The organism is Citrobacter portucalensis, from assembly GCF_023374935.1.
Lineage (GTDB): Bacteria > Pseudomonadota > Gammaproteobacteria > Enterobacterales > Enterobacteriaceae > Citrobacter > Citrobacter portucalensis.
Genome location: NZ_CP092466.1, coordinates 4,708,415 through 4,733,696 on the forward strand (window position 1 = coordinate 4,708,415; position 25,282 = coordinate 4,733,696).

A 25,282-nucleotide genomic window follows, 5' to 3' on the forward strand; every position below is an offset into this window, starting at 1 on the left:
AATACTACATTTAGTTTAACTACCAGTCACATATAAGTCTGACACGGAAAGCTAGCCCCTAAAAGGGTGCACTCTGATTTATGTGAACACCCAGAATTTCACACGTCGAGCTCTGTTTTGTGTTCATAGTGGCTTCTTTATGAGCACCAAATTACACGCAAAATACGTAAATCCTTAATAAATCCAACTGTTGTGTGCTAAAGGCATTCGGTTTAACAAATCACGGCGCTCTCGCCAATCAGGCAGTAATCTATCCATGTGCGCCTTAAATTGCTCATTATGATTACGCTCTAGCAGATGCACCAATTCATGTACCAATATGTACTCTAGACATTCGGGAGGCTTTTTCGCGAGCTCTAAATTTAGCCAAATGCGCTTTGCCTTAATATTGCAGCTACCCCATTTGGTTTTCATCTTTTTGACTCCCCAATCGGCAGCTGTAACGCCGATCTTGTCCTCCCAAACAGGCAGTAACTCAGCGATTCGCGCTTTAAGTGCATCTCGATAATATGAGTTCATTACCAGCGTCTTGTTCTCAAGCGTTGTTGCGGGATTGACATATAAATGCAATCGACCACGACCTAGCTTGATTTCATGCTTTCCGGAACGCTCAATAAGATTCAGACGATAACGCCTGCCCCACAGGTAATGACATTCACCGCTAACCATTGCTCGATCAGATTGGCGAGGTTGTTTGGCAAAATCACTCTGCTGTTTCTTGATCCAAGGAATGCGGCTGATCACTGCCATACGGATTGCGGTTTCTGTCATAGATTCAGGAGCAGAAACACGCACACGCCCATCAGGTGGCAACACGCTGATATGAAGGTTTTTAATTGCCTTACGATTTAACTGCATCGCAATAGAACCAATTTCTACCTTAGGCATCAATGGTACTCTTTTTGCGCTTTTGCCAATTCCATTACACCCTGAATATCCACATCATACCCCGTCGTTTCTTCTCGCACCGCATTGGCAATTTCTCGCTCCTTAAAGCGATCTCCCACCCAATCCGCTTTTTTGGTATAACGAATGGCACTATCTATTTTGGTAGCCAGCACTTCATCTTGACCAAAATTATCGTAAAACGCGCGTTTTGGATTAGAGTCCATCGATGGCGGATAGTTAGCCGCTGTCTGCTCCGGACGTATAACCTTACGAGACAACTCGCGGATTTTTTCCAAATACTCTTGATATTCAATCGCTTTTTGGCGACGAAGCTCAATCAGCTCATCCAATAACACCGACATTTGCTCGTAATACTTAGGGTTAACCGGGTTTTCATCAACGATGGTTTTACGCACGTTATTTTCGATGGTTTCGGCCATGGCTTCCTGATTCTTACGAATACTTTCAGGCAAAGCCTCCACGGCATCAGCACCTTTTTCGACAATGAGCTCAATAAGCCCCAGCTCTTCAAAATCCATCAGTACTTCGCTGTCATCCGCACGAATATACATATCTAACAAGTGGCGCATGGCAGGCTCAAAGCGTTTCATTTCTACCAAATCGCCACTGGCCAGTTTTACTTCGTCACGGACTTTTTCAAAATGAGCAACTTCTGCTCTTATCAAGTCTACATCTTGCGCAGAATAGCCTGCATCAGGCATTTCATTGGCGATATTGGCGAACGCACGCAGCAGTTTGGCAACGTTCTGATAAAGCGTTAAACGCAGTGCTTCTTTCTCGGTGAGCTCGTCTTGGTTCAGACCTGACTTACCACAAAAATAATAAATGTAGTCTTCCGTATTGCGTGGCGCTTTTACCGGCTCACACAAGGCGCGCACCATTTCCAGCGCATTATCCAAATCGAGCTTGGCTTGCTCTAAACGATCTTTCAGCAGCCCTGCAACGTCTTCCTTGTCATAACCATCAAATGCGCCTTGAGTATAATCAGAAATCGCTTTATCCAACGAGTGGAACAGATCTTTGTAATCAATGATGTAACCGTATTCTTTATCATCGCCATCCAAGCGGTTCACGCGGCAAATGGCCTGAAACAGATTGTGATCAGCCATCTGTTTGTCGATATACAAATAGGTAGCCGAAGGGGCGTCGAAGCCAGTCAGCAACTTATCGACCACGATGAGCAAGCGCATTTGTCCTGGCTCATCAATAAATTGCTTTTTAACTTCTTTTTCAAACTCTTCAACGCGATTTGCGGCCTTGTCTTCCGGTTGCTCGAAGTAATCCGCAAGCATTTTGCGGTAAATATCGTATTTAAAGAGCTTTTCCGTTAAACCCTCACCGGTTTCTTCCCCTTTAATGCTTGCAGCGGTCGGCTGAAAACTGGTGACAATAGCCACCTTACCGGCTAAATCTGTTTGGCTGAACATTTCATAAGCTTTACAAGCTTGATAGACACTAGAGCAGACCAACATGGCATTGCCGTAGCCATCCATCAGGCGTGGCTTAGTGTCCATATCCAGTAAGATATCGTTCACAATTTGCTGCAAACGCGATTTACTGGACAGCACCTTTTGCATGGTGCCCCATTTCTGTTTCAACTGGGTTTTCGCTAATCGAGATAAGCCGCGAGTTTTGGCTTCAAACCATTCATCGACCTTTTTCTGCGAAGTGACATTTTGGTCGATATCTCGTGCTTCATAGCGTAAATCAAGCACCACACCATCGGCCACGGCTTCATCAAATTTATAGGTATGAATGTAAGGGCCAAATACCTCAACCGATTTTTTCTTGTCTTTCTTCATCAAGGGCGTGCCGGTGAAGCCGACAAACATGGCTTCTGGCAGGATGGATTTCATCGCCTCGTGCAACTTGCCCGATTGAGTACGGTGACACTCGTCCACAAACACAAACAAATCGCCTTTGGCTTTAAAGTCCGATGGTAGCGATTTCTTTAACTCGGCAATAAACTCATCCGTCGCGGTATCGTTTTCCGAATCAGACTGCCGACCAAATTTATGGACTAAAGAGCAAACCAACCAAGGGTTGGGCTGATTGAGCGTCGCCACCAAATCGGCACCGCTTTTGGTGCGATAAATATCTTCCTCAACACCAGTGAACACCTTTTCAATCTGCTCATCCAGCTCAGTGCGATCGGTCACGATCAATACACGGGCGTCTTTGACATTTTCGCGTACCCATTTGGCCAGCCACACCATAGTGAGGCTTTTACCAGAACCTTGCGTGTGCCAAATAATGCCGCCTTCTCGCCTTGCGATATGGCGTTTTGCCGCTTCAATACCAAAGAACTGATTATGACGACAGGTCTTTTTAATACCCGCATCGAAAACAATAAAATCATGGACAATTTGCAGAAAGCGCGCTTTGTTACACACGCGGCTCAGATGGAAATCGAGTTTATGGTTATACCCGTTTTCTATCTCTTCTTTCCATTCAAGATAGTGCTTCTCTGGTGTTTCAATGGTGCCGTAACGCAAGCCTTGTGTGTCGTTACCCGCCATCACCAATTGCATGGTGGTAAAGAAGTTACGGATAAAATCTTTCTTCTGATTGTCGAGGTTCTGGCGAATACCTTCGGAAACCGACACAGAAGAGCGTTTCAGCTCAATCACACCTAGCGCGATACCATTGACATACAGCACAATATCTGGACGCTTTTTGTTCTCGCCCTTGATAGAGACTTCTTCGGCAATGGCAAAATCGTTTGCTTCTGGGTTTTTCCAGTCAATCAGCCACACGGTTTCGTTTAAGTGACCTGCGCCTTCTTTATCTTTCACGCCGTAACGCAGCAGGCGATAAACCTCTTTGTTGGCGTAATAGAGCTTTTTACCTTCGCCCAGCGCTGCTGCCGTATCCAATTGGCGAATAGCACGATTGATCAACGCCTCGCTGACACCGCGTTTTTTTAGCCAATTAACGAGGATATCCACTTCAATATTTTTATTATTAGCGCGATCCTGCCAATCGCCTAAATAGCGATAACCTAAGTCAGTTTGAAAAAACTGAACGATACGATTTTGGGTAGCGCGCTCACGCTGACCAACGTTACTCATTCTAACATCCTTATTCTATGCGTCTTTTGATAATGGCTTTAAACGCATTGCCAGCCCTGTCGTCAATAAACTCAATGTCTGGATAGGCTTTTATCGCTCGTTTTATGCCGCTCCCCAAGCCCCTATATGGCAACACTTTTGGGGCAAATGAGGCCAAAATTGGGTTTCTAACATTCGAGTTACCCATTTTGATATTTTCTATCGTTAAGTTATTGGGCAAGTGACCAGGGCTCACGATTTCAATTCGATCAGCAAACACCAAAACCTTAATCGGCGCGGATACAAAGTAATCGCGATGAATAAGCGCATTGGCAATAAGCTCTTCAAGCACGATTCGCGGAATTTCAGGCTCGCCGACTGAGTTGAAGCCTTGTTCATTCTGCACATGGCGAATGTTAGCCAACACAAAACCCAGAACCTTTTGGAAAACATCCGATAGCTTGCCGTTAATATCCTGGCTGTCGATATAATGCTCGTCTTCGATATCAACACCCGGAAAAGCCACCGCTTTTACAATAAAAACGGGTAAGCGTATTTGTGGACGTGACGCAAACAGCAAAGTGCCGCAGATGTTAAGCTGCCCGTTCTTTGCCAAATTCATGTTTTCAAGCAGTTGAACACGGGATACGTCTTGGTCTTCAACTCGTTCGCCGTACTCCCTTTCAAAAAATGCGTCAAAAAACTCTTGGTCTACGTCTGTAATAGAACTACCGTTCACAGATATCTCATCCGCATGGACCAACGCAGATGATTGAAACATTCTCAACAGCTCTTCTCGCGCACTGACTTTGGATTTGTTAGCGCTATTTTTTACCCATACATGTAGGTTGCCATCCATATAAGGCTTGCTTATGCCTTCAGGCACATCAACAACCATCACCATACCACTGGGTAAAGCAACATTTTCCGTGGTAACGGAAATCGGTGGTTTTACATCCTTGGCTGCATTAGAAACGAGCTGGTTGATGCGTCCCATATCGTCAACGGTTAGCCCTTGAATGTCACCGTCATCAGTAACCCCGATCAACAATAAACCGCCTTTAGAATTACTGAATGCCGCCAACTCCGGCACCAAACTCTCAGCTCGGGTAATATTTTGTTTAAACTGATGCCTTGAATCTTCACCGTTGGCAATAATCGCTAAGAGTTCTTCGGTTTCCATGCTTCATATACCTGCTTACGTTTCTCGAAGGCTTCGGCACCACCTTCCATAATACTTACAATGCGTTGCTGAACGTCAGCACAGTCAATGCTGCCGTTAACTAACGCGATATGGTCATCTTGATACTCACAGGCAATCACCTGTTCCGCATCACCCAGCACCGGAATATTGGCGTTGTGTGTCGCAAAGATAAACTGAGTAGAAGGTTTAAGCTCTCTAATCAGCTTGATGACATCGTCATAGATGGTTTGGTTGTCCAAATCATCTTCTGGCTGATCAATGATCACCACGTCGTTTTCTTGCTGACTTAGCACAAACAGCATCAACGCCGATGCCCGTTGCCCCAACGAGTGGTGCGCCAGTGCTTTGCCGTGATACTCGATAGTAAATACATTCGGCACTTGCCAGGTTAACAAGGCTTCTAGGTTGTCTTCAAAATACTGCCAGAAGGTATCAAAAGACCCGCTAAGCGTGCTTTTCAGCTTTTCAACGTCGCGATAGGCCGCTGCGAAATCACTGTATTCATCCACCACACTTTGCAACGTTGCTTCACGAATACGGCTCCCGCGATACAAGTCTTGAATGTGCTTAAGCATGGCAGCCTTATTCGCTTTAAATTGCGGCACAATTTTAAGGGGCGAATCAACCCGATTGATTTTGTTCAGTACCTGCTCAATAGTGCGGTACTCCTCCAGCCATAAATCATTAAGCTGCGCTAATTCACGCTCTAGGGATTGATTCAAATCTGCATACTGCTGCTCGCTTTTGGCGAGTATGGCTAACATTTGATCGGCTTGGTCTAATAGGCTTTTAAGCTGCTTAAACTCTTGCGGGCTAATTGCCTGTGCACCGGCTTGCTTAAGCTCGGTGGCCAGTTTGCGTTCAATCTCGGCAAACTCTTCTTTTAGCGCCTGCTTTTGTTGTACAAAGCCAGCTAGCTTCTGCTGTAATAGTGCAACCGTATTGTGACCATTGAGCACTGTTTGCTTGATGCCATCAAAGCCAGTAATCAACTGCTGGTAGGTCGCAAAAAAGTCATCAAAAAATATCTGATTCTGGGCAGATTTATACAAAGCCTGGTTTTTTAGCTCATCTTCAAAACTGGCCACAAAACTATTGAGTTCGGAAAGATAATGCTCAGCACCTTGAATGACTTGTTGTGCTTTTCGTTCATCCCGCTCAAAGTCAATTTGCTTTTGTAGCTTAGTTTCAACACCGTGTTGCTGATAGAACTTGAGCTTAAATTCGACATCTTGCTTTTTCTGCAACCATTCTTGCTTTTGCGTTGCCGCTCGGGTAAGACGCTTAATCTGATTAATCGCATCCACCACCCGCTGCCGGCCCTGCTCAATTTTTTGTCGAACGGGCACCAGCGCTTCGCCAAGCAACTTTTCAATCAAATCTTTTTCAAAGCCAGCGCCTGTGCTGGAAAGATCTTTCTGGCCAAAGTAGATCGGCTGATGCAATACCGTTTCACGCACCGACACGCCGGGTTGCAACTGACCATTCACATACACATCGGGGCGCTCACCCAAAATGCGGCGGATTTGATAGGGCTGACCACGGCGGTCAATGGCGTCGATGGTAATTTTTCCGCCACTACGCAGTAAGTGTTTTACCAGTCCCTCTTTGTATTCCACATCCGACGACTTATCGCCAAAGGGAATATTCAGTGCGTAACGTACCCCCTCAAGCACGGATGATTTACCACTGCCTCGAATGCCAATCAGGGTATTAAGCTCAGGCGAAAGGCAGATTTCTGTACCACCTAAAGTACCAGCACCTTCAAAACGGATTTTTTGAATATAAGAATGTTTATAGCTAGGCAGCTCGGCGCGGACTCGGGAGGCTTTATCGCGCAACGCAAACTTGACCGCCTCAAAACTGAATGAGCCTAATTTCAGGTAACTGGCTTTTTTACGCTCTGCCATTTGAGTTAGCTGTTTGGCATCACACCCTTGCACTTCAGCCGGATAGAGATTACCTAACTCTTGCTGGATTTTTATCCGCTTATCATGCGTATCTACTTTCTGAAAAGCTAACGCTCTGCGTCGTACTGTCGCATTATCAAATAGCTCTTTGATGCGTCCCGGAGCAAGACCACCCCATAAGCCATTTGGTGCTTCAACATGAGCGAATACCAAGAAATAATCCTTGTTGTACCCGTCCAATACTTTAATGGTTTCCAAAATATCGTGGTTCGAGCGTGCATTTTCTTGTTCAAAGTTTGCTTGGCCTGCGAATGTCACACTAAGAAAACTTTGGATGTAATTCTCATTTTCTTTGTTATTAATCCACTCATCCGAAAATACCACCAAGGTATGCACACCAGCCTGACCATCTTTGATGGATAACTCAATGCCCGGCAACAAACCAATGCCTGATTTTTTGGCTTTCTTGCGCAATGCCTTAAATTCATCTGCATCAAATTTATTGTGGTTGGTGATAACCCCAAGACCAATGCCCGCATTCGCAAGCGCCGCAACATACTGGTTAGCATAGTCATTTTCTTCACCAGTATAAGTAAACTCTTTATCAGCGCGAGTATGGAGGTGGAAGTCTGCCTTTAACCAGCGGCTTCCGTATGCAAATACAGATTCACTCATGAATAACCTCCTTTGATGGCTTGATTAACCGCGTTTTACCCGTCAGTAGCTCTTGCATCATGCCTTGTTTGATTTGGTGGGTTTTACCAAGGCGTTGTTCCAGTGCCTGAATCTCAGCGTCCATATCGGAGAGAATGGTAGCGATGGAGATTTGTTCTTCGAGACTTGGTACGGGAATACAAACAGACGAAAGATTATTTTTAGAAATGCCATAAACCTTCATACCAGTCGCCAATCGATCAAAAGAGCTTTTCACTGCTGGGATACTATGTAAATAGCCTCGAAAACCGTCTGCAAGCACTTTCTCTTTATCACGTAATAGGAATGTGTGTAGACCCGCAACAAGCTGTTTATCTCCGACATTAAAGACTTCAACGGTTTTGCCAATGCCTTCGTAGTCTTCAGAGGCATCTGCCATAATCAAATCCCCATCCATGACGAATGCAGAGCTGACGATATTCTTAGATATTCGCGGTAACCTTTCCTTATTTAAGTCGAGCTTATTGTTCCATTCGGTATGAATATCACCGTAGTGGACATACCCAAAATCACCGTCTTCAGACAAGTCAGCTCGTGAATTAGTTGAGGTTGATAAAAAGGTAAATACTTCACCGTATGTCTTAACCTCCCAATCCTCCGGTATTTCTCCCAACTCACTTGGTTTGGTGCCTTTGGGCGTGCCATCGTCGCGCAACGCAAATTGCGGCAGGCGGGCGCGGCCGGTGAGGAGTTGTTGCATGGTGGCGGTTTTGATGGCCTGTTTTTTGGCGATCAGTTTTTCCAGCTCGCTGATCAGCGCATCGACATCGGATAGGGCGTTCGCGATGACGGTTTGTTCGTGTTTGGCTCTTGGATATGGAACCTCGAAGTGAAGCAAATCACCAACATTGATATGCTTCATTGTTGTGCCAGTTTCGAGTTCTTTAAGCCTCGATCTACCTTTCTGAGAATTTAAATAATACGAGAAGTACTGAGGATCGTATGTCTCTTTCTTAAAACGACTAATAATCAAGGCATGACAGTTCGCACCCTCTAAATCCTGCGGCACAATTGTAACTAAACCTACATCGCCAGTTTGCACCATCAGAACATCACCTTCGCGCAAACATGATTTTGAGTTCTTCTTGTGAAACTCAGGCGTGACTCGTTTTATACCATTGAAGTTAAAGCTATTTTCCTCAACGTTATATCCTTGGATATATGTAACACCATCATCACTATCTGTGTAGTGAGTTTTCGCAGTACCAACAAAACCGTTAGTCATTAAGCTAGTCATTCTCGATAGCGGTGAAACATCCCAATCCTCTGGAATTACTCCAATGTCAGTTTGTTTATATCCAACGGGCACAGCATTCGAAGCCGCTTCCGCCAGATACTTCGGACTCACTTCAGCCACTCCATTACGTCGGCTATCCATGCCGCCGCCCTTCGGGCCGCCGCAAGCGGCGTTCGCTGTTTTTGAAGAAAGAGGTTCTCCCGAAAAATTTGTCATAGCGCCCACTCCAAGCCCATGGCTTTTAAGTGACCTGCCACTTTATCGCTGAGGTTCTCTACCGATTGGGTGATGGTTGGCAGTGGTTCGCTGTAGCGTTCTTCCAACTCTTTGACACGATTCGCCATTTGCTGTGTCACGCGCTCGATTTCGGCGACGATATTGCTTTCAAGCGTTGCCAGCCATTTGTCGTTCACAATCAGAGTTTTGATCTCATCGTTGCTAAGTTTGGGGTATTGCTTAAACACCGCTAAATCGAGAGCTTCTTGCGCTTCTTTTAGGGCTTTTTTAGCATCGGCCTCGGCATCAAAGAGCTTTTTGGTTTGTTTTAGCGCGGCTTTTTCATCTGAGTCGGTGGTGAGTTTCAAACGTGCCGTGACTGTGGCTTTGGTGACTTTGTCTTTGTCATTCAGCGCATCATTCAGCAAACCGTCGTCGCCTGATGAAGAGTTTTCCTCAATAAAACTTTCTAGCGCTTGGCTGGCGCTATCAAGTAGCGATTGCAGGCTACCCACTTTGGCTTGTTCAGCGGCAAAAAACCGCGCCACGATTAACGCCGGAGGAATAAGTTCAGCTTTGTATTTGGCTTTGCCAATCATTAGATCAGGTGTTTCTTTGAGCTTCTCACCTTTTTTAACGACTAGCTCACGCAACACCTTGCCCGCTGACCAGCCGTCTTGCACTAGCACATACACATCGTCTTGCATGCTATCCGCCCAGTAATCCATCAGGATCTGGTAGATGTCGTATTTACCGAGCAGTGGCGTTTGCGCATAGCTTTGCAACAGGTCTTCGCTGATACGATGGATAATCTGTTTAGGCAGCTCACCTTGTTCAATGGCGTGCAGGTTTGAGCGCTGCGCCCATTCGGTAAAGGGCATTAAGCTTTGTGCGGCGAAGGTTTTGAACTCGTCATGGTTCAGAATAGTACTTTTCACTTGTGAGGCTTTTACCAAGGCCTCACTATAGCCCTCGCGCGCGGGTTTGAACAAAGTTGCTCGAATACTCGGGAAGACTTGCCAGAAGCGCTCTAAGGCATCAATGTCGCGGTTTGGAATACCGCCTTGAAGATGAGCGCTTAAGTCGTGTAAGTCTTCCGGTTCGCTGGAGTCGATATAACGTGGAATATTGAGGTTGTAGTCGTTACCGGCGATTTCACTGAGCGGCACCATACGGGAGTAGCGCGGTAGTTCTAGCTGCCTGGTGAAAACATCGACGATTTTGTGAATATCCTGGCTGCGCAGGCGGTTTTTATTGCCGTCTTTGGCAAAGCCTTTGCTGGCATCGACCATAAAAATGCCCTGTTTATCACTGGCTTCGCCAGTCGCGCTGAGGGCTCTTTGCTTCGCGTGCTCTTTATCAATCACGATAATGCAAGCAGGAATGCCGGTGCCGTAAAACAGGTTGGCCGGTAAGCCGATAATGCCTTTGATGTAACCTTGTTTAATCAGGTTTTCACGAATACGGGCTTCGGCATTGCCCCGGAACAAAACACCGTGCGGCAAAATGACCGCGCCTTTACCGGTGCTTTTTAAGCTTTTAATGATGTGCAGTAAAAAGGTGTAGTCGCCATTTTTCTCTGGCGGAATGCCCCAAGTGAAACGGCCAAATTCGTCGTCGTTCGGGTTAATGCCGCTGGTCCAGTTTTTGTTGGAAAACGGCGGGTTGGCCACGGCGAAATCAAAAGTCTTAAGTTGGCCATTTGCCTCTTTCCACTGCGGGTCAGCAATGGTGTTGCCTTTCCAGATTTTGGCGGTGGCGTTGTTGTGCAGGATCATGTTCATGCGCGCCAAGGCACTGGTGGCGTTGTCCATCTCCTGGCCAAAAATACTCAACCCACGCGGCGCTTCATCACTGGCTTTTAACAACAGGGAGCCCGAGCCGCAGGTTGGGTCGTACACGGTGGCATCTTGCGGGGTGTCGCCATCAATACCAATCACTTTAGATAAGATGCGTGACACTTCTGAGGGCGTATAAAACTGCCCTTTAGATTTACCTGATTCGGTTGCAAAGTGGCGCATCAAGTATTCGTAAGCATCACCCAACAAGTCATCGCCATCGGCGCGGTTATCGCCAAGGTTTAGCCCTTCAAAAATGCCGATTAGCTTACCTAGCCGATCAACCATCTCTTTACCTTTGCCAAGCTTGTCTTCATCGTTAAAGTCGGCAACGTCGATGACACCTTTGAGGTCGTTTTCTTCGGCCAGCGCACTGATGACTTTGTTGATTTTGTCGCCAATTTCTTTGTCGCCTTTCAGCGCAACCATATCGTCAAAACTGGCACCTTGTGGCACTACAATCATGCCGTAAGGGTCGCCTTTGTACTTATCGGAGACATACTTCATAAACAGCATGGTCAGCACATAGTCTTTGTACTGGCTTGCATCCATACCGCCACGCAGCTCATCGCAGCTGGCCCAAAGGGAGGAGTAAAGTTCGGTTTTCTTAATGGCCATGGTTGTTCCTTACAGTACCGAGCATTGGTCCGGCACGATTAAATTTGAGTTGTTATAGCTTGGCTGTATCGAGCCCGGCCGCTTTCAGGCGCTGAGTCAGATTGCGCATTTTGCTAAATTCGGTGCCAAAGCTGCTTCGCAGGCCTACCCCCTCACAAAACTCTTTGGCGGTGATGTTCTTCAGCTCATCAGCATATTTGATCATTTGCAGATGCAGCTCAGCGGTGTATTGATTGCGAGGGGCATCCGCAAGAACCTGCTTGATGCGCTCGTAAATCTCGTTTTCGTTCATTTTTCAGCCTGCGCGACAGTGACAGCTAGATAATTTAGCTAATTTATATAGAAAACCACAGGATCGCAATTCCTTTGTGCATCACGCCCTTAGATCCGCCCGGATGGCGGTATCTCTTTATCAAACGGCCGGAGAATCTGCGCTGTTTCAGTGTTAGAGGGCAGATCAGCCCCTTCTGGCGGGACCTTATCAACGCTGGCCATCTGTATGCCTTTCTGCCGTACATGAAAGGCGATTTGCTGCCAGCGGCGCAGCCATTGCTCTTCCTTTCGCTTGTAGGCTTCTAGCTCAGCCTTGAGGCGATCCACCTCTACCTGAAGCTCTTCGGCCTCTTTGGTGGCCTGCTCTTTGGTTTTCACCAATCCGCCCGACAGCGCTCGCTTGGCGTTGTCATAAGCAGCTTTGATCTCAGATTTAGCCTGGAGCGACTGGCGGCTAAAGCCAAAGCGCTCTTCTAGCACAGCCCAGGTGAGTTTTGAGCCAAGCTCGCCCAGCGCCCAGCGATCCAAATCGGCAACAATTGTATTGATGTCACTGTCGGACATGCGCCTGAAGCGCTTAACCATGCTCTACCTCGTTTAAATATTGTTCGGGATCAAAGTACTCCACCCCGTTATCAGCCAGTTGCACAGCCAGCGTTTTGAGTTTTTTATCGTTATGAGCTATCCAATCAGCGCTCTTTTTGGGCTTGTTACTACTTAACTGTTTCTCAGCATTTTTTCGGGCCAATGCGGTAAGGGCATATTGGCGCTTCTGCTCGTCCAGCCTACCCTTATCATCCTTGACCCACACGTAGTCTTTACAATCTGCCGAACATTGTAAATGGCGCTCGCAGGGTGTTTGAGAAAAGTTGTGGACGCAGATACCTGTACCGACATCATGCACAGCCTGAATGCGTGCTTTAAGAATGGCATCCTGTACTTCTACCGGAACTACTTTGAGTTGCTCAGCCAATAGACCACCGACCAAGCCTTTTTTGATATCTTCGCGGAGCATCAGTGCACGTTTTTCGCGGGATGTATGCTGATAGGCTTTGGTGTCCCTGGGATTGGTTCGCCCAAACCATTCAGTTTGCAGAAGATCACTTAACCCACCTTCATCAAGTAAAGTATTGAGCGTGTGGCGGAAGTGGTGACTGGTAAAATCTACCTCGATACTATTGGAAGCGTATTCAGCAGCAAGAGCAGGAAAATAACGGAGAAATGTGGTGAACATAGACTGGCTACAGCTTGTAGCTAACCAGTGAGCATAGCTTCCAGTTGAAAGTCCCAATGAGCGAATAAATAAAAGATCTTTCAGATAGTATTCTTTACCAAATTGATCAATATGGAATGCTCGTAGTAGTTTTTCAGAAAAGTCTCTAAAACAATACGCTTTGACACCATCTTTATTTGTGTAGCAAATAGGGTTATTAGGCTTTTTCCCTTGCTTGGTCACTCGCTCATGGTCCTGCCAAACAAGACCAATCTTTCGAATCCATCCAGTAGAACAAATGGTATTGCTGCTTATCCCCATTTTTAACAGGTCATCAATGTATAACTTTCTTTTCTCTGGAATTTTATTCAAAAAACGAATATCGGGGCCGCGAGAACGATGCATTTCCTCTGCGGTAATTCTCACCGAATCTGTTGCCGCGCGTACCTCATCAAGTACATCTTTAACTATTGTTACGACCTCTGACGGCAAGTAGAGTTTTCTTTTAGGTGTAAATAGATCACCGAGACTAGCCTTTCGAGGGAAATATTCTATGAAGGCTTTTTGGTCTTCGTCTAACGTAACTTCTTGAAGCGGAAGTAATAAAATCTCACTAAAGCGGCGGCCAGTACAAGCAAGCAGAGTCAATATCAGGACATACAATCTGTATTTATGTTCTTTTGGAACCGTCAAATAGAGCTCACCGATAACCCGAAACACGGCAGGAGCAACAAGCTTCTCAGATTTTGTCTCCAGAACTTCAGGATCATCCAGCCTTTTATAATTCAGACCTCCTGTATTCACTGGGCGTACCATCTTCGAATATTTATACTGCAACAGCACCCTGCACAAACCATTAGCATCACAGTGTGCAGCGAACTCTGCAACATGCTTGTGAAGGTTGTAGGCAGTAGTGTCTCTGTAGTGTTGAGAGATTAACTCACACGCATTATCCAGCACTTCTGGCGTGATCCCAACAAACTCCTGCCCCAGTTGGTTAGCTGCAAATGAGATATACCCAACAGCGGTAATGAAGTCACGCTGATTGGGTGTTGATTGATGTTTTCTGTGGAATCGAAGAATCAGTAATGCCTTGGCAACCTCCTCCCAGTCATGACGTAGAGGTTCTGAGCCAAGTTTAGGGGGAAGCGTAAAAGCAAACGACGCAGTTTTAGCGTTTTTACCCGTAAGCTTGACTAGGCGGCCAGCATTCACTTGCCATACAGGATTACCCCAAAAAACCGACTCAAACCCTTCTAGCTTCATTAGCTTAGCTTTATCGACCAAAGCCTGGGTATTTGCCTTTCTATCGCGCTCAAGACGATCAATGAAGGGGATAACCTTGGCCTTCCGATTGGAGCGACCATCAGACATTCTGGCCCCCTTCTTCACAAAGCTGAGCCACCTGTGCGACCGCAGCGATTACCTCATCAAGCTGTATACCCAATCGCGCATTCTCGTATTTTTTTAAACGCTCTTCACGGCCTGCCAGCAAACATTCCAAGACATGCTCATGAGCAGCATGACGATAAGGCTGAAATTTAGGGCACAAATAACATGAATAAGGAGGATCAAGGTGGCAGACACTAGACTCCCCACACACACCAATATCAGACTGATCATCCGGATTTTCCTCATCGACAAACGTCAGGTACTTGTCATCTCGCTCACCATTGATAGCGTCTTCATTACTATCAATAAGCTTACCTTTGAAGAAATTGAGGTACTTCGAGAATCCTTTTGCCATCGACTTGTCGAGATGCTCAACAACTTTTCCGGCAACATCAAAATATACCCCTACATGCTGGGTATCCGTATGATCTAATATCCTGGCTAGCTCACGCCTGCTGATTCCCTCTGTCGCAAGGCCTGTTGCCAAGGTGTATCGTAACCTCCTTGGTGTGACATGCATGAATTCACCAGTAAGAGGGGAAATTATGCTATGACGTTTTATAAAGGCTGTAATTAAACGAGATATATCCCCACTCGTCATATTGAAAACATTCTCTGCATCTAGAGAAAGCATAGCAACGCGGTTACCGCCTGATTTTATTAGAAGAGGTCTATTCTCTGGGGTAGAGAAGTCTGCACCTTTAAAGCTAAGAGGCACTAAGTTATTTTGCTCGACAAGATTTTCTAGAATTCTTCCGAAATGGGGATCTAAATATTCATCCATCAGGTCATCGCGAGGATTAACAAATCTCTTCTTAATACGCGGCATCCGAATGATATAACAGGGGTCTTCGCTCGATGGATCAAGCTTAACGAGATCACCCTCCCTCAGGTATGTCAGGTTTGCGGGGTTTCGGCCGAAAGCTAGTGACAAAGCCATAACAGCTTTTTGCTGGAGATGCTCAAACTCTAGGCTCTTATCCTCTTTTAGCGCGGCAATCAAAAGAGGGAGCTCTAAGGATTTATGTAATGGCCCCATATCGGGGTCGGACATCCTAACTGCCTCTCCCTTTGGACCTCCGGGTATAACCATTGCTTCAAGTTCAGCGGCATATGCATCTGAAAATGTACTATCTGAAATGTTGTCAGAACACCAGATATACCACCGAATTGGCATATACATTGTCCAAAGCTTGTGCCGAGAGCGCTGAATGTTGATAGAGTTTTCAAATAAATCAATAAGATGATCTTTAGCACTTTCCGGTTGATTATCTTTCCCCCAATCCCTAAGAACTAGTCTCCATACATCACGAAAAACTTTGTATCCAGCGGATGTTGAAGTACGTCTAACTTGGTCAGACACATAGTGCTTCAACGCATTTCTCAGCTGTAAATTTGAGACTTTGCCAAAATCGAGTGTTGAGTGGCCACGAATCACTATGGGGAGCAACCATTTATCGCCTGATATATCAATTGTTTTCCCCTCTCGAGTAACCAAGATCTGCATCTCAGACCAAGACTGATCTACAGATTGTGTTTTCGATAAGTTCGTACTCACTTTGGCTACCTCTCGGACATCATATCTGCCTGATAACGCCTCAATGACTTAACCGCCTGCTCCTCCACTTCTTGGGCTATGTAAGTATCTTGTGAATCCAAACTACTATCGCCACGCAGCAAGGCTAGGGCCTCCCTTCTGCGCTGCTCATCCATTCCTGAAGCACGCAACACCCGTTCTAGCCGGGATGAGAATGTATGCCTTAGAGACTTGGCCGTTAAGTTTTCAGGAAGATCGTCAGCGTATTGCGATCGCAACAATTGAAAGAACTGTGTAATTGAGGATTGCGACAAAGGCGAACCCTCATCACTCAAGATTAAATAGTCTGATTCGTCTTGGCTTTTACTTTCAAGCACTTCACGCCAAGTAACAATGTACTCATTCAAAGCAAATGCAAGCTGCCTATTCTCAATCGGGATGATTCGACCATTGCGCTTTATTTGAGGCCTCGGTCGTCTTACATCTAGTGGGTCCGCTGGTCTACGCTCAACCTTTATCGCCGAAATCGCACCAACCTGGACATCCTCTACCCTGAGGCTAAGCAGCTCACCTGGCCTTAAACCACAAAATAGCATCAGCCCAACAGATACATAATTTCTAAATTTTACAGCAGAATCTCGCCCATAACCCTGCTCAGCATCGGGGTTCAATACCTCAAACAAGAAATTAACCTCTGCCTCGTTAAGGCCCTTTCTTAGACTCTTTCTCATTGGTGTGGCAGACATAAAGCTACCATCGAGCGTTTTAAGCAAAAATGACTTTCTCTCCCTTAAACGCTCATAGTCCAAGGAAGATAGGGGCAGCTGACTAGTCAGGACGTCCATGCACCAACTGAAAAATTGTCGGATAGTTGTTAACCGTTGATTGAAGGTATTAGGCGCTACTGCATTCATACGCCCATTGGCCTGATCGATTCTTAACGCTTCGATCAAACCACCTTTTAATTCCGCTTCGTTGAATGAGTTTTGAGCCAGTAATTTCGCAGATAGGTCACAATTTGATTTATCCAGCCAACGATAGAGCACTGACAGCTCTCTCAAATTCCGAACCAATGTATTGGTACTAAGGGATCGTCTGGAAAGGACAAACTCATTGGGTAAGACAACTGGCATACCAGAAGCATCCAGTATCATTGGTATTTGTTCGCCCGTTTTGTGTGTGACTAGCTCTATTTTCATTACAGCACCCTTGTTGACAAAACAAGGATAGTCATAAAATCCTATCTTTACAATATTTTAAATTATACGATTTCACAAAGAAGCAAAACCATGTAAAACAAAAAAGCCCTTCAAATGTTTACACACTCAAAGGGCTTTATTTTTCATTTATTGCCTGTAAAACCAATCTATTAGATAGACCTGATTGTGAGTTACTTAACAATAATTGCTTTATGTCATTCAGAACGGAATATCGTCGTCGAAATCCATCGGCGGCTCGTTAGACGGCGCTGCCGGCGCTGACTGTTGCGGGCGAGACTGTGCGCCGCCGCTGAACTGGTTGCCACCCTGCGGCTGCTGAGGTTGACCCCAACCGCCCTGCTGCTGACCGCCACCTGCCGGAGCACCACCACCCTGACGACCACCCAGCATTTGCATGGTGCCGCCAACGTTAACCACAACTTCTGTGGTGTACTTTTCTACGCCGGACTGATCGGTCCATTTGCGGGTACGCAGCTGACCTTCGATATAGACCTGAGAACCTTTACGCAGATATTCGCTGGCCACTTCCGCCAGTTTGCCGAACAGCACAACACGGTGCCATTCAGTCTGCTCTTTCATTTCACCGGTCGCTTTATCACGCCAGGATTCGGAAGTAGCCAGCGTAATGTTGGCAACTGCGCCACCATTCGGCATATAGCGTACTTCCGGGTCCTGGCCCAGATTACCGACGAGAATCACCTTGTTTACGCCTCTGCTGGCCATGATCGTGTCTCCTGAAAAACGTTACTGAATAAGTGTAAGCGCGGGATTGTAGCATTTCCAATAGCGCTTTTACTACGTTGCGAAGTTGATTCCAGTAAACAACCCCAGCCAGACATTGTTGCACAGACGTCTGCGTTTTGCATTCCAATACTGTATATCCATTCAGGTCAGGTTGTGTCATAATTAACCGTTTGTGATCGCCGGTAGCACCATGCAGCCAGGCAAAAAAGCGTTTAATCCGGAAAAGATGAATGGATAAGATCGAAGTTCGGGGCGCCCGCACCCATAATCTCAAAAACATCAACCTCGTCATCCCGCGCGACAAGCTGATTGTCGTCACCGGGCTTTCGGGCTCAGGCAAATCTTCGCTCGCTTTCGACACCTTATATGCCGAAGGGCAGCGTCGTTACGTTGAATCCCTTTCCGCGTACGCGCGTCAATTTCTGTCGCTGATGGAAAAACCGGACGTCGACCACATTGAGGGGCTCTCTCCTGCCATCTCAATTGAACAAAAATCGACGTCCCATAACCCGCGATCCACGGTAGGTACAATTACCGAAATTCACGACTATCTGCGTCTGCTGTTTGCCCGCGTTGGCGAGCCGCGCTGTCCGGATCACGACGTCCCCCTGGCAGCGCAGACCGTAAGCCAGATGGTGGATAACGTCCTGTCGCAGCCGGAAGGTAAGCGTCTGATGCTGCTGGCACCGGTGATTAAAGAGCGTAAAGGCGAGCACACCAAAACGCTGGAAAACCTGGCAGGCCAGGGCTATATCCGCGCCCGTATCGACGGTGAAGTGTGTGACCTTTCCGATCCGCCCAAGCTTGAGCTGCAAAAGAAACACACCATTGAAGTGGTGATTGACCGCTTTAAAGTCCGTGACGATCTCACCCAACGACTGGCGGAATCCTTTGAAACCGCGCTGGAACTGTCCGGCGGCACAGCGGTCGTTGCCGATATGGACGACCCGAAAGCGGAAGAGCTGCTGTTCTCCGCCAACTTCGCCTGCCCTATCTGCGGCTATAGCATGCGCGAACTGGAACCGCGGCTGTTCTCGTTTAACAACCCGGCGGGCGCGTGTCCAACCTGTGACGGTCTCGGCGTGCAGCAGTATTTCGATCCTGATCGGGTGATCCAAAACCCGGAACTGTCGCTGGCCGGTGGCGCTATCCGCGGCTGGGATCGCCGTAACTTCTATTACTTCCAGATGCTTAAGTCTCTGGCAGAACACTATAAGTTCGATGTCGAAGCCCCGTGGGCCAGCCTTAATCCTACCGTGCATAAAGTGGTGCTGTACGGTTCCGGTAAAGAGAATATCGAATTTAAATACATGAACGATCGCGGTGATACATCCGTACGCCGCCATCCGTTCGAAGGCGTATTGCACAATATGGAGCGCCGCTATAAAGAGACGGAATCCAGTGCGGTACGTGAAGAATTAGCCAAGTTCATCAGTAACCGTCCTTGCGCCAGCTGTGAAGGGACGCGTTTACGCCGGGAAGCCCGTCACGTATTTGTTGAAAATACGCCGCTGCCTGCGATTTCTGACATGAGCATCGGTCATGCAATGGATTTCTTCAACAATCTGAAGCTCGCAGGTCAGCGGGCGAAGATTGCCGAGAAAATTCTTAAAGAGATTGGCGATCGTCTGAAGTTCCTGGTCAACGTCGGCCTCAACTACCTGACGCTATCGCGGTCGGCGGAAACACTCTCCGGCGGTGAGGCCCAGCGTATTCGCCTGGCAAGCCAGATCGGCGCGGGTCTGGTCGGTGTAATGTACGTACTGGATGAGCCGTCTATTGGCCTGCACCAGCGCGATAACGAACGTCTGCTGGGTACGCTTATCCACCTGCGTAATCTGGGTAATACCGTTATTGTGGTCGAGCACGATGAAGACGCGATTCGCGCCGCTGACCACGTTATCGATATCGGCCCGGGCGCGGGAGTTCACGGCGGTCAGGTCGTCGCCGAAGGGACGCTTGACGACATCATGGCAGTGCCTGAGTCGCTGACCGGCCAGTACATGAGCGGTAAACGCAAGATTGAAGTGCCTAAACAGCGCGTTGCGGCTGACCCAGAGAAAGTGCTGAAGCTCACCGGCGCACGCGGTAACAACCTGAAAGATGTCACCCTGACGCTGCCGGTGGGTTTATTTACCTGCATTACCGGTGTTTCCGGTTCGGGTAAATCGACGCTGATTAACGACACACTGTTCCCGATTGCGCAGACGGCGCTGAACGGTGCGACGCTGGCTGAACCTGCGCCGTATCGCGACGTTCAGGGCCTGGAACATTTCGACAAAGTGATCGACATTGACCAAAGCCCGATTGGCCGTACGCCGCGTTCTAACCCGGCAACCTACACCGGCGTGTTTACGCCAGTGCGCGAACTGTTTGCCGGTGTACCGGAGTCACGTGCACGCGGTTACACGCCGGGGCGTTTCAGCTTTAACGTCCGCGGCGGGCGCTGTGAAGCCTGTCAGGGCGACGGCGTGATCAAAGTCGAGATGCACTTCCTGCCGGATATCTACGTGCCGTGCGATCAGTGCAAAGGCAAGCGCTATAACCGCGAAACGTTAGAAATTAAGTACAAAGGCAAGACTATCCACGAAGTGCTGGATATGACGATTGAAGAAGCACGTGAGTTCTTCGATGCCGTTCCGGCGCTGGCGCGTAAGCTGCAAACGCTGATGGACGTTGGCCTGACGTACATTCGACTGGGCCAGTCCGCTACCACGCTCTCGGGCGGTGAAGCACAGCGCGTGAAGCTGGCGCGCGAACTGTCCAAACGCGGTACCGGGAAAACGCTGTATATTCTCGATGAGCCGACCACCGGTCTGCATTTTGCGGATATTCAGCAACTGTTGGACGTGCTGCATCAACTCCGGGATCAGGGCAACACCATCGTAGTGATTGAGCACAATCTGGACGTGATTAAGACCGCAGACTGGATTGTCGATCTCGGTCCGGAAGGCGGCAGCGGCGGCGGCGAAATCCTTGTCTCCGGCACACCAGAAACGGTCGCTGAGTGTGAAGCCTCACACACGGCCCGCTTCCTCAAACCGCTGTTGTAATTACGCAACACTTGTCTGGCCTACAGAATATGCATAAAGCTTGTAGGCCGGATAAGGCGCTTGCGCCGCATCCGGCTACGGTTGTGCCTGATGGCGCGACGCTTATCAGGCCTACGAAACTACAGACCGGGCATAAAGCCTGTAGGCCGGATAAGGCGCTTGCGCCGCATCCGGCAACCGTTGTGCCTGATGGCGCTACGCTTATCAGGCCTACGAAACTACAGAATATGCATAAAGCCTGTAGGCCGGATAAGGCGCTTGCGCCGCATCCGGCGAAACGGATCAGGGCTGCGTCAGTATCCGGCGTTTATCTTCCGGCAACGTGTTCACAGCCTGCTGATAAGAGGCGTCGACCAGATAATAAATCTGTGAATCCGGCAGCGAGCCGTCCAGATACACCGTACTCCAGTGCGCCTTATTGAGATGCCTGCTTGGCCGAACATCGCTATGCTGCTGGCGCAACAGTTCTGCCAGTTCAGGGCTGGTTTTCAGAGACACCGCCGGGCGTTCTTCCACCTCTTTTACCATGGCAAAAAGCACATCTTCGACTTTGATTTGCGTGGCCTTCCAGTCACTGTGAACGCTCTGCTCCGCGCCCGTTTTTGCCATGCAGTATTGCAGCAACTCCGAATTCGTCATCTTTATTCCCCTTACCAGCATATTGCCTCATGAGAACATCTTTTATTCAGTGTGCAGCAAGTCCGCAAAAGGTAAAAGCCAGCAATGTAAATTTGTTTAAAAAAACAGCAATCCGCAGCCAGCGTCCTTAATATTCCGAGTTGACGATCACCTCTTCACCAAACGCACCGGCCAGTGGCAGCGGCTTATAAGTGGAGTTAGAGGCGCGCAAAATGCGAATACCGCGAATACCCACGTCGCGAGCGGCAGTGATGTCATTATCGGAGTCACCGTAGAACATGCGGATATTTTTATCCTGCAGCCACTGCGTTTTGGTGTTCTGACCCGGCTTGTCGCCGGCAAAAATGACCGGATTCATATTTCCAGCTGGGATGTGAAAGTTATCAGACAACGTTTTCGACACCGTTTCAGTCTTCGTCTGGCTACGCCCGGTCACGAAAAAGATGCTGTCACCGCGACGCACGTGCATATCAATCAGTTGGCGCGCGACTTCTTTTGGAATACTGAACTCGTCCCAGCCATTGTTCATTTTTTCCCAGAAGGCCGGATTCTTCAGGTAATCCTCACTGTCCGGAGAATACGTTTTTTTACCGCGCCAGAAGCCTGGGCTGGAAAAGAGGACAGTGTCATCGATATCAAACCCGACGGCCATCGGCGGACGTCCGGTCAGGCTGTTTTCAATTTGTGCCACGGAGACCCAGTGAATGGGAGCCTGCTCAGCGAGCTTTGCAACGTTAGTGCCTGGATTGAGCTGAGAGGGAGAAGAAACGAGTGCCTGGGCTGGCTGATTAAGCGTGAACAATAAACAAACGGCACTCAGTGCCAACGTAAACTTGCGCATATTTTTCCCTAAGTAGTCAGTTAGTTATCATTTTTTTATTAACAACTGGTCAAAAAACTATCTGACCTTACCCCTTAGGGGGAGGGAAAGGAAGGATTTTCTCTGGTTTTGTCCTGGAAAAGGAGCACGATCACATTGGAAAACAGGCCTGATAGCGCGACGCTTATCAGGCCTGCAAAGTCGGTTACATGACGGCGGCAAATGCCTTCGCCACGCGCTGCACGTTACCGTGATTCAACCCGGCCACGCACATGCGACCGCTGGCGATCAGGTATACACCGAACTCATCGCGCAGACGATCAACCTGGGCTGCGCTAAGCCCGGTATAGCTGAACATCCCGCGCTGTTGCAGCAGGTAGTCAAAGTTACGGCCTGGGATCTCCGTATTCAATACGTTAACCAACTCCTGGCGCATCGCCAGAATGCGGGTACGCATCTCTTCAACTTCCGCCAGCCAATTGGCTTTCAGCGCGTCATCACCCAGTACCGCGGCAACTACCTGCGCACCAAAGTTTGGCGGGCTGGAGTAGTTTCGACGCACCGTCGCTTTTAGCTGCCCCAGCACGCGGCTGGCGGTATCAGCGTCTTCACATACCACTGACAGTCCGCCGACACGCTCGCCGTACAAGGAGAAAATCTTCGAGAATGAGTTGCTGACAAGAGCGGGCAATCCGGCGCTGGCAATGGCGCGAATCGCATAGGCGTCGTCTTCCATTCCACCACCAAAGCCCTGGTAAGCAATATCCAGGAACGGGATCAGATCGCGTGCTTTCAGGATCTCAATAACGCTATCCCACTGCGTAGGCCTTAAATCCGCCCCTGTCGGGTTATGGCAGCACGGATGTAGCAGCACGATGCTGCGCGCCGGTAGGGTATTCAGCGTTGCCAGCAGGTCGTTGAAACGCACGCCGTTGGTCGTGTCGTCATACCATGGGTAAGTGCTTACTTCGAATCCGGCACCTTCAAAAATCGCGATATGGTTTTCCCAGGTCGGATCGCTGACCCACACGCCAGAATCAGGGAAATAACGTTTCAGGAAGTCTGCGCCAACCTTTAACGCACCGGAGCCGCCCAGCGTCTGAATGGTTGCGACGCGCTGCTGCTGGAGAACCGGATGTTCTGCGCCAAACAGCAGCGGCGCAATAGTATGGCGATACGTGTTCAGACCTTCCATCGGCAGATACAGCGAAGCGCCATGCGGTTTGGCATTGAGGCGGGCTTCCGCTTCCGCCACAGCTTTAAGCTGAGGAATAATGCCGTCTTCGTTGTAATACAGGCCGATGCTGAGATTCACTTTGTCGCTACGTGAATCTTCTTTGAAGCGCTCCATGAGCGATAAAATCGGGTCGCCGGCGTAGGCGTCAACTTTTTGAAACACGTGTGGTTCTCCGGGTTTACAGGCAGGGGTTAAGAACACAATAAACCGGAAGTGGGAGAAGATCGAGAGGATGTTGAGAGGAATATTGCCGGAAGGCGGCGTAACCACCTGTCCGGCACATCATGCTGCTAATCGATATACTTCATCGCTACCCTTGAGGTCAGGCGCGTAATAAGTTCGTAAGCACTTACTTTCGTCATTTCAGCAATGCGTTCAACGGGCAAGCCCTCGCCCCACAGAATCACCGAATCGCCGGCTTTATCCTGCGCTTCGGGGCCTAAATCGACGCAAATCATATCCATCGCGACGCGACCGACAATCGGCACTTCACGGCCGTTGACCAGTACCGGCGTCCCCGAAGGCGCTGCGCGCGGATAACCATCGCCATAGCCCATCGCTACCACGCCAAGACGCGTGTCGCGCTCGCTCAGCCAGGTTCCTCCATAACCAACCGGCTCGCCCGCTTTGTGCTCACGCACCGCAATCAGACTTGAGGTCAGCGACATTACCGGCTGGCAGCCAAAATCAGCGCCGATGGAGTGATTTTCCAGTGGCGATACGCCATACAGAATCAGCCCCGGACGCGCCCAGTCGAAGTGAGACTGCGGCCACAGCAAAATACCACCCGACGCGGCAATCGAACGCTGCCCCGGTTTGCCTTCACAAAAACTGTTGAAGATATCGAGTTGTTTTTCGGTCGCGCCACACTCAGGCTCATCCGCACGAGCAAAGTGGCTGACGATATTGACCGGCTGGCGCACGTTTTCACACTGTGTTAAGCGCTGATAAAACGCCTCGGCCTGCTCAGGGCGTACGCCCAGGCGATGCATACCGGTATCGAGCTTCATCCAGACGGTAACGGGTTCAGCCAGTTTAGCGGCTTCCAGAGCTTCGAGCTGCTCCTGGTTGTGGACGGCAGTATGCAGGCGCTGCGCGGAAATAGTCGGCAGATCGGAGGCATCAAAAAATCCCTCCAGCAGCAGGATGGGCTGCGTGATCCCTCCCGCTCGCAAGCGCAGGGCTTCTTCAAGACGAGCGACACCAAAAGCGTCCGCATCGGGGAGCGTTCGCGCGGTCTCTAACAGACCATGGCCGTAGGCGTTCGCTTTCACGACCGCAACCAGTTTGCTGGCTGGAGCCAGTTCACGCAGACGTTGCAGGTTGTGTCGCAGAGCGCGGCGGTTAATGACTACAGTTGCCGCTTGCATTTGTATTCCTTAATAAAAGAATTTCCTAAATCATTCGTGTTGCAGGACAAAAACGCTTTGGCGTTTTTGAACAGCGCCTGCGCTGGCC

General features: G+C 48.6%; 17 protein-coding genes. 1 reads left to right on the forward strand and 16 read right to left on the reverse strand.

Annotated features, from left to right (window positions below; all coding sequences use genetic code 11):
* Positions 1–174: 174 nt before the first annotated feature.
* The 12 genes from LY264_RS22755 to ssb1 form a co-directional block, all read right to left on the reverse strand.
* Positions 175–888, reverse strand: a complete 714-nt coding sequence (locus LY264_RS22755; protein WP_064115028.1) for a M48 family metallopeptidase — start codon at positions 886–888, stop codon at positions 175–177.
* Positions 888–3,980: a type I restriction endonuclease subunit R gene (locus LY264_RS22760; RefSeq protein ID WP_072667559.1), complete on the reverse strand. Its 3,093-nt coding sequence runs from the start codon at positions 3,978–3,980 to the stop codon at positions 888–890. Before LY264_RS22760 ends, LY264_RS22755 begins: the two co-directional genes overlap by 1 nt.
* Before the next feature lie 10 nt (positions 3,981–3,990).
* Positions 3,991–5,142, reverse strand: a complete 1,152-nt coding sequence (locus tag LY264_RS22765) for an RNA-binding domain-containing protein (RefSeq protein WP_072667560.1) — start codon at positions 5,140–5,142, stop codon at positions 3,991–3,993.
* A complete protein-coding gene (locus LY264_RS22770; RefSeq protein WP_072667561.1) occupies positions 5,121–7,748 on the reverse strand; it encodes a TrlF family AAA-like ATPase in 2,628 nt (875 codons plus the stop codon). The genes LY264_RS22765 and LY264_RS22770 overlap by 22 nt, the downstream gene beginning before the upstream one ends.
* Positions 7,741–9,240: a restriction endonuclease subunit S gene (locus LY264_RS22775; RefSeq protein ID WP_072667562.1), complete on the reverse strand. Its 1,500-nt coding sequence runs from the start codon at positions 9,238–9,240 to the stop codon at positions 7,741–7,743. Before LY264_RS22775 ends, LY264_RS22770 begins: the two co-directional genes overlap by 8 nt.
* Entirely contained in the window at positions 9,237–11,696 is a 2,460-nt protein-coding gene (locus LY264_RS22780; protein WP_072667563.1) for a type I restriction-modification system subunit M, read from the reverse strand. Before LY264_RS22780 ends, LY264_RS22775 begins: the two co-directional genes overlap by 4 nt.
* A 52-nt stretch (positions 11,697–11,748) precedes the next feature.
* The gene (locus LY264_RS22785) at positions 11,749–11,988 is read right to left on the reverse strand and encodes an HTH-like domain-containing protein (protein WP_050185833.1); all 240 of its coding nucleotides are present in this window, start codon (positions 11,986–11,988) and stop codon (positions 11,749–11,751) included.
* Between the two features lie 89 nt (positions 11,989–12,077).
* Positions 12,078–12,554: a hypothetical protein gene (locus LY264_RS22790; RefSeq protein ID WP_064115023.1), complete on the reverse strand. Its 477-nt coding sequence runs from the start codon at positions 12,552–12,554 to the stop codon at positions 12,078–12,080.
* Positions 12,547–14,556, reverse strand: coding sequence for an integrase (locus LY264_RS22795; protein WP_072667564.1), 2,010 nt, complete (start codon positions 14,554–14,556; stop codon positions 12,547–12,549). The genes LY264_RS22790 and LY264_RS22795 overlap by 8 nt, the downstream gene beginning before the upstream one ends.
* Positions 14,549–16,132: a site-specific integrase gene (locus tag LY264_RS22800; protein WP_064115021.1), complete on the reverse strand. Its 1,584-nt coding sequence runs from the start codon at positions 16,130–16,132 to the stop codon at positions 14,549–14,551. The genes LY264_RS22795 and LY264_RS22800 overlap by 8 nt, the downstream gene beginning before the upstream one ends.
* A 5-nt stretch (positions 16,133–16,137) precedes the next feature.
* The gene (locus LY264_RS22805; RefSeq protein WP_072667565.1) at positions 16,138–17,310 is read right to left on the reverse strand and encodes a tyrosine-type recombinase/integrase; all 1,173 of its coding nucleotides are present in this window, start codon (positions 17,308–17,310) and stop codon (positions 16,138–16,140) included.
* 219 nt (positions 17,311–17,529) lie between these two features.
* Positions 17,530–18,054 carry a single-stranded DNA-binding protein SSB1 gene (gene ssb1, locus LY264_RS22810; protein WP_003826621.1) on the reverse strand — a complete coding sequence of 175 codons (525 nt, stop codon included), beginning with the start codon at positions 18,052–18,054 and terminating at the stop codon, positions 17,530–17,532.
* 251 nt (positions 18,055–18,305) lie between these two features.
* Here ssb1 and uvrA point away from each other — a divergent pair, with 251 nt between their 5' ends.
* On the forward strand, positions 18,306–21,128 hold the full coding sequence (gene uvrA, locus LY264_RS22815) for an excinuclease ABC subunit UvrA (protein ID WP_048227484.1): 2,823 nt from the start codon (positions 18,306–18,308) through the stop codon (positions 21,126–21,128).
* 282 nt (positions 21,129–21,410) lie between these two features.
* On the opposite strand, the gene LY264_RS22820 is transcribed toward uvrA, so the two are convergent.
* From LY264_RS22820 to alr, 4 genes are all read right to left on the reverse strand, one after another.
* Positions 21,411–21,767 (reverse strand): MmcQ/YjbR family DNA-binding protein, encoded by a 357-nt coding sequence (locus LY264_RS22820; protein WP_008786927.1) that lies wholly within the window; start codon positions 21,765–21,767, stop codon positions 21,411–21,413.
* A 127-nt stretch (positions 21,768–21,894) separates the two neighbouring features.
* A complete protein-coding gene (gene aphA, locus LY264_RS22825) occupies positions 21,895–22,608 on the reverse strand; it encodes an acid phosphatase AphA (protein WP_048227485.1) in 714 nt (237 codons plus the stop codon).
* Between the two features lie 184 nt (positions 22,609–22,792).
* Positions 22,793–23,986, reverse strand: a complete 1,194-nt coding sequence (tyrB, locus tag LY264_RS22830) for an aromatic amino acid transaminase (protein WP_048227486.1) — start codon at positions 23,984–23,986, stop codon at positions 22,793–22,795.
* Positions 23,987–24,114: 128 nt separating this feature from the next.
* The gene (gene alr, locus LY264_RS22835) at positions 24,115–25,194 is read right to left on the reverse strand and encodes an alanine racemase (RefSeq protein WP_003826612.1); all 1,080 of its coding nucleotides are present in this window, start codon (positions 25,192–25,194) and stop codon (positions 24,115–24,117) included.
* Positions 25,195–25,282 lie beyond the last annotated feature (88 nt).

Bases quoted from the DNA above. Each gene is read 5' to 3' on its own strand.
- LY264_RS22755 (WP_064115028.1), bottom strand. From the start codon at position 888: ATGCCTAAGGTAGAAATTGGTTCTATTGCGATGCAGTTAAATCGTAAG.
- LY264_RS22760 (WP_072667559.1), bottom strand. From the start codon at position 3,980: ATGAGTAACGTTGGTCAGCGTGAGCGCGCTACCCAAAATCGTATCGTT.
- LY264_RS22765 (WP_072667560.1), bottom strand. From the start codon at position 5,142: ATGGAAACCGAAGAACTCTTAGCGATTATTGCCAACGGTGAAGATTCA.
- LY264_RS22770 (WP_072667561.1), bottom strand. From the start codon at position 7,748: ATGAGTGAATCTGTATTTGCATACGGAAGCCGCTGGTTAAAGGCAGAC.
- LY264_RS22775 (WP_072667562.1), bottom strand. From the start codon at position 9,240: ATGACAAATTTTTCGGGAGAACCTCTTTCTTCAAAAACAGCGAACGCC.
- LY264_RS22780 (WP_072667563.1), bottom strand. From the start codon at position 11,696: ATGGCCATTAAGAAAACCGAACTTTACTCCTCCCTTTGGGCCAGCTGC.
- LY264_RS22785 (WP_050185833.1), bottom strand. From the start codon at position 11,988: ATGAACGAAAACGAGATTTACGAGCGCATCAAGCAGGTTCTTGCGGAT.
- LY264_RS22790 (WP_064115023.1), bottom strand. From the start codon at position 12,554: ATGGTTAAGCGCTTCAGGCGCATGTCCGACAGTGACATCAATACAATT.
- LY264_RS22795 (WP_072667564.1), bottom strand. From the start codon at position 14,556: ATGTCTGATGGTCGCTCCAATCGGAAGGCCAAGGTTATCCCCTTCATT.
- LY264_RS22805 (WP_072667565.1), bottom strand. From the start codon at position 17,310: ATGAAAATAGAGCTAGTCACACACAAAACGGGCGAACAAATACCAATG.
- ssb1 (WP_003826621.1), bottom strand. From the start codon at position 18,054: ATGGCCAGCAGAGGCGTAAACAAGGTGATTCTCGTCGGTAATCTGGGC.
- uvrA (WP_048227484.1), top strand. From the start codon at position 18,306: ATGGATAAGATCGAAGTTCGGGGCGCCCGCACCCATAATCTCAAAAAC.
- LY264_RS22820 (WP_008786927.1), bottom strand. From the start codon at position 21,767: ATGACGAATTCGGAGTTGCTGCAATACTGCATGGCAAAAACGGGCGCG.
- aphA (WP_048227485.1), bottom strand. From the start codon at position 22,608: ATGCGCAAGTTTACGTTGGCACTGAGTGCCGTTTGTTTATTGTTCACG.
- alr (WP_003826612.1), bottom strand. From the start codon at position 25,194: ATGCAAGCGGCAACTGTAGTCATTAACCGCCGCGCTCTGCGACACAAC.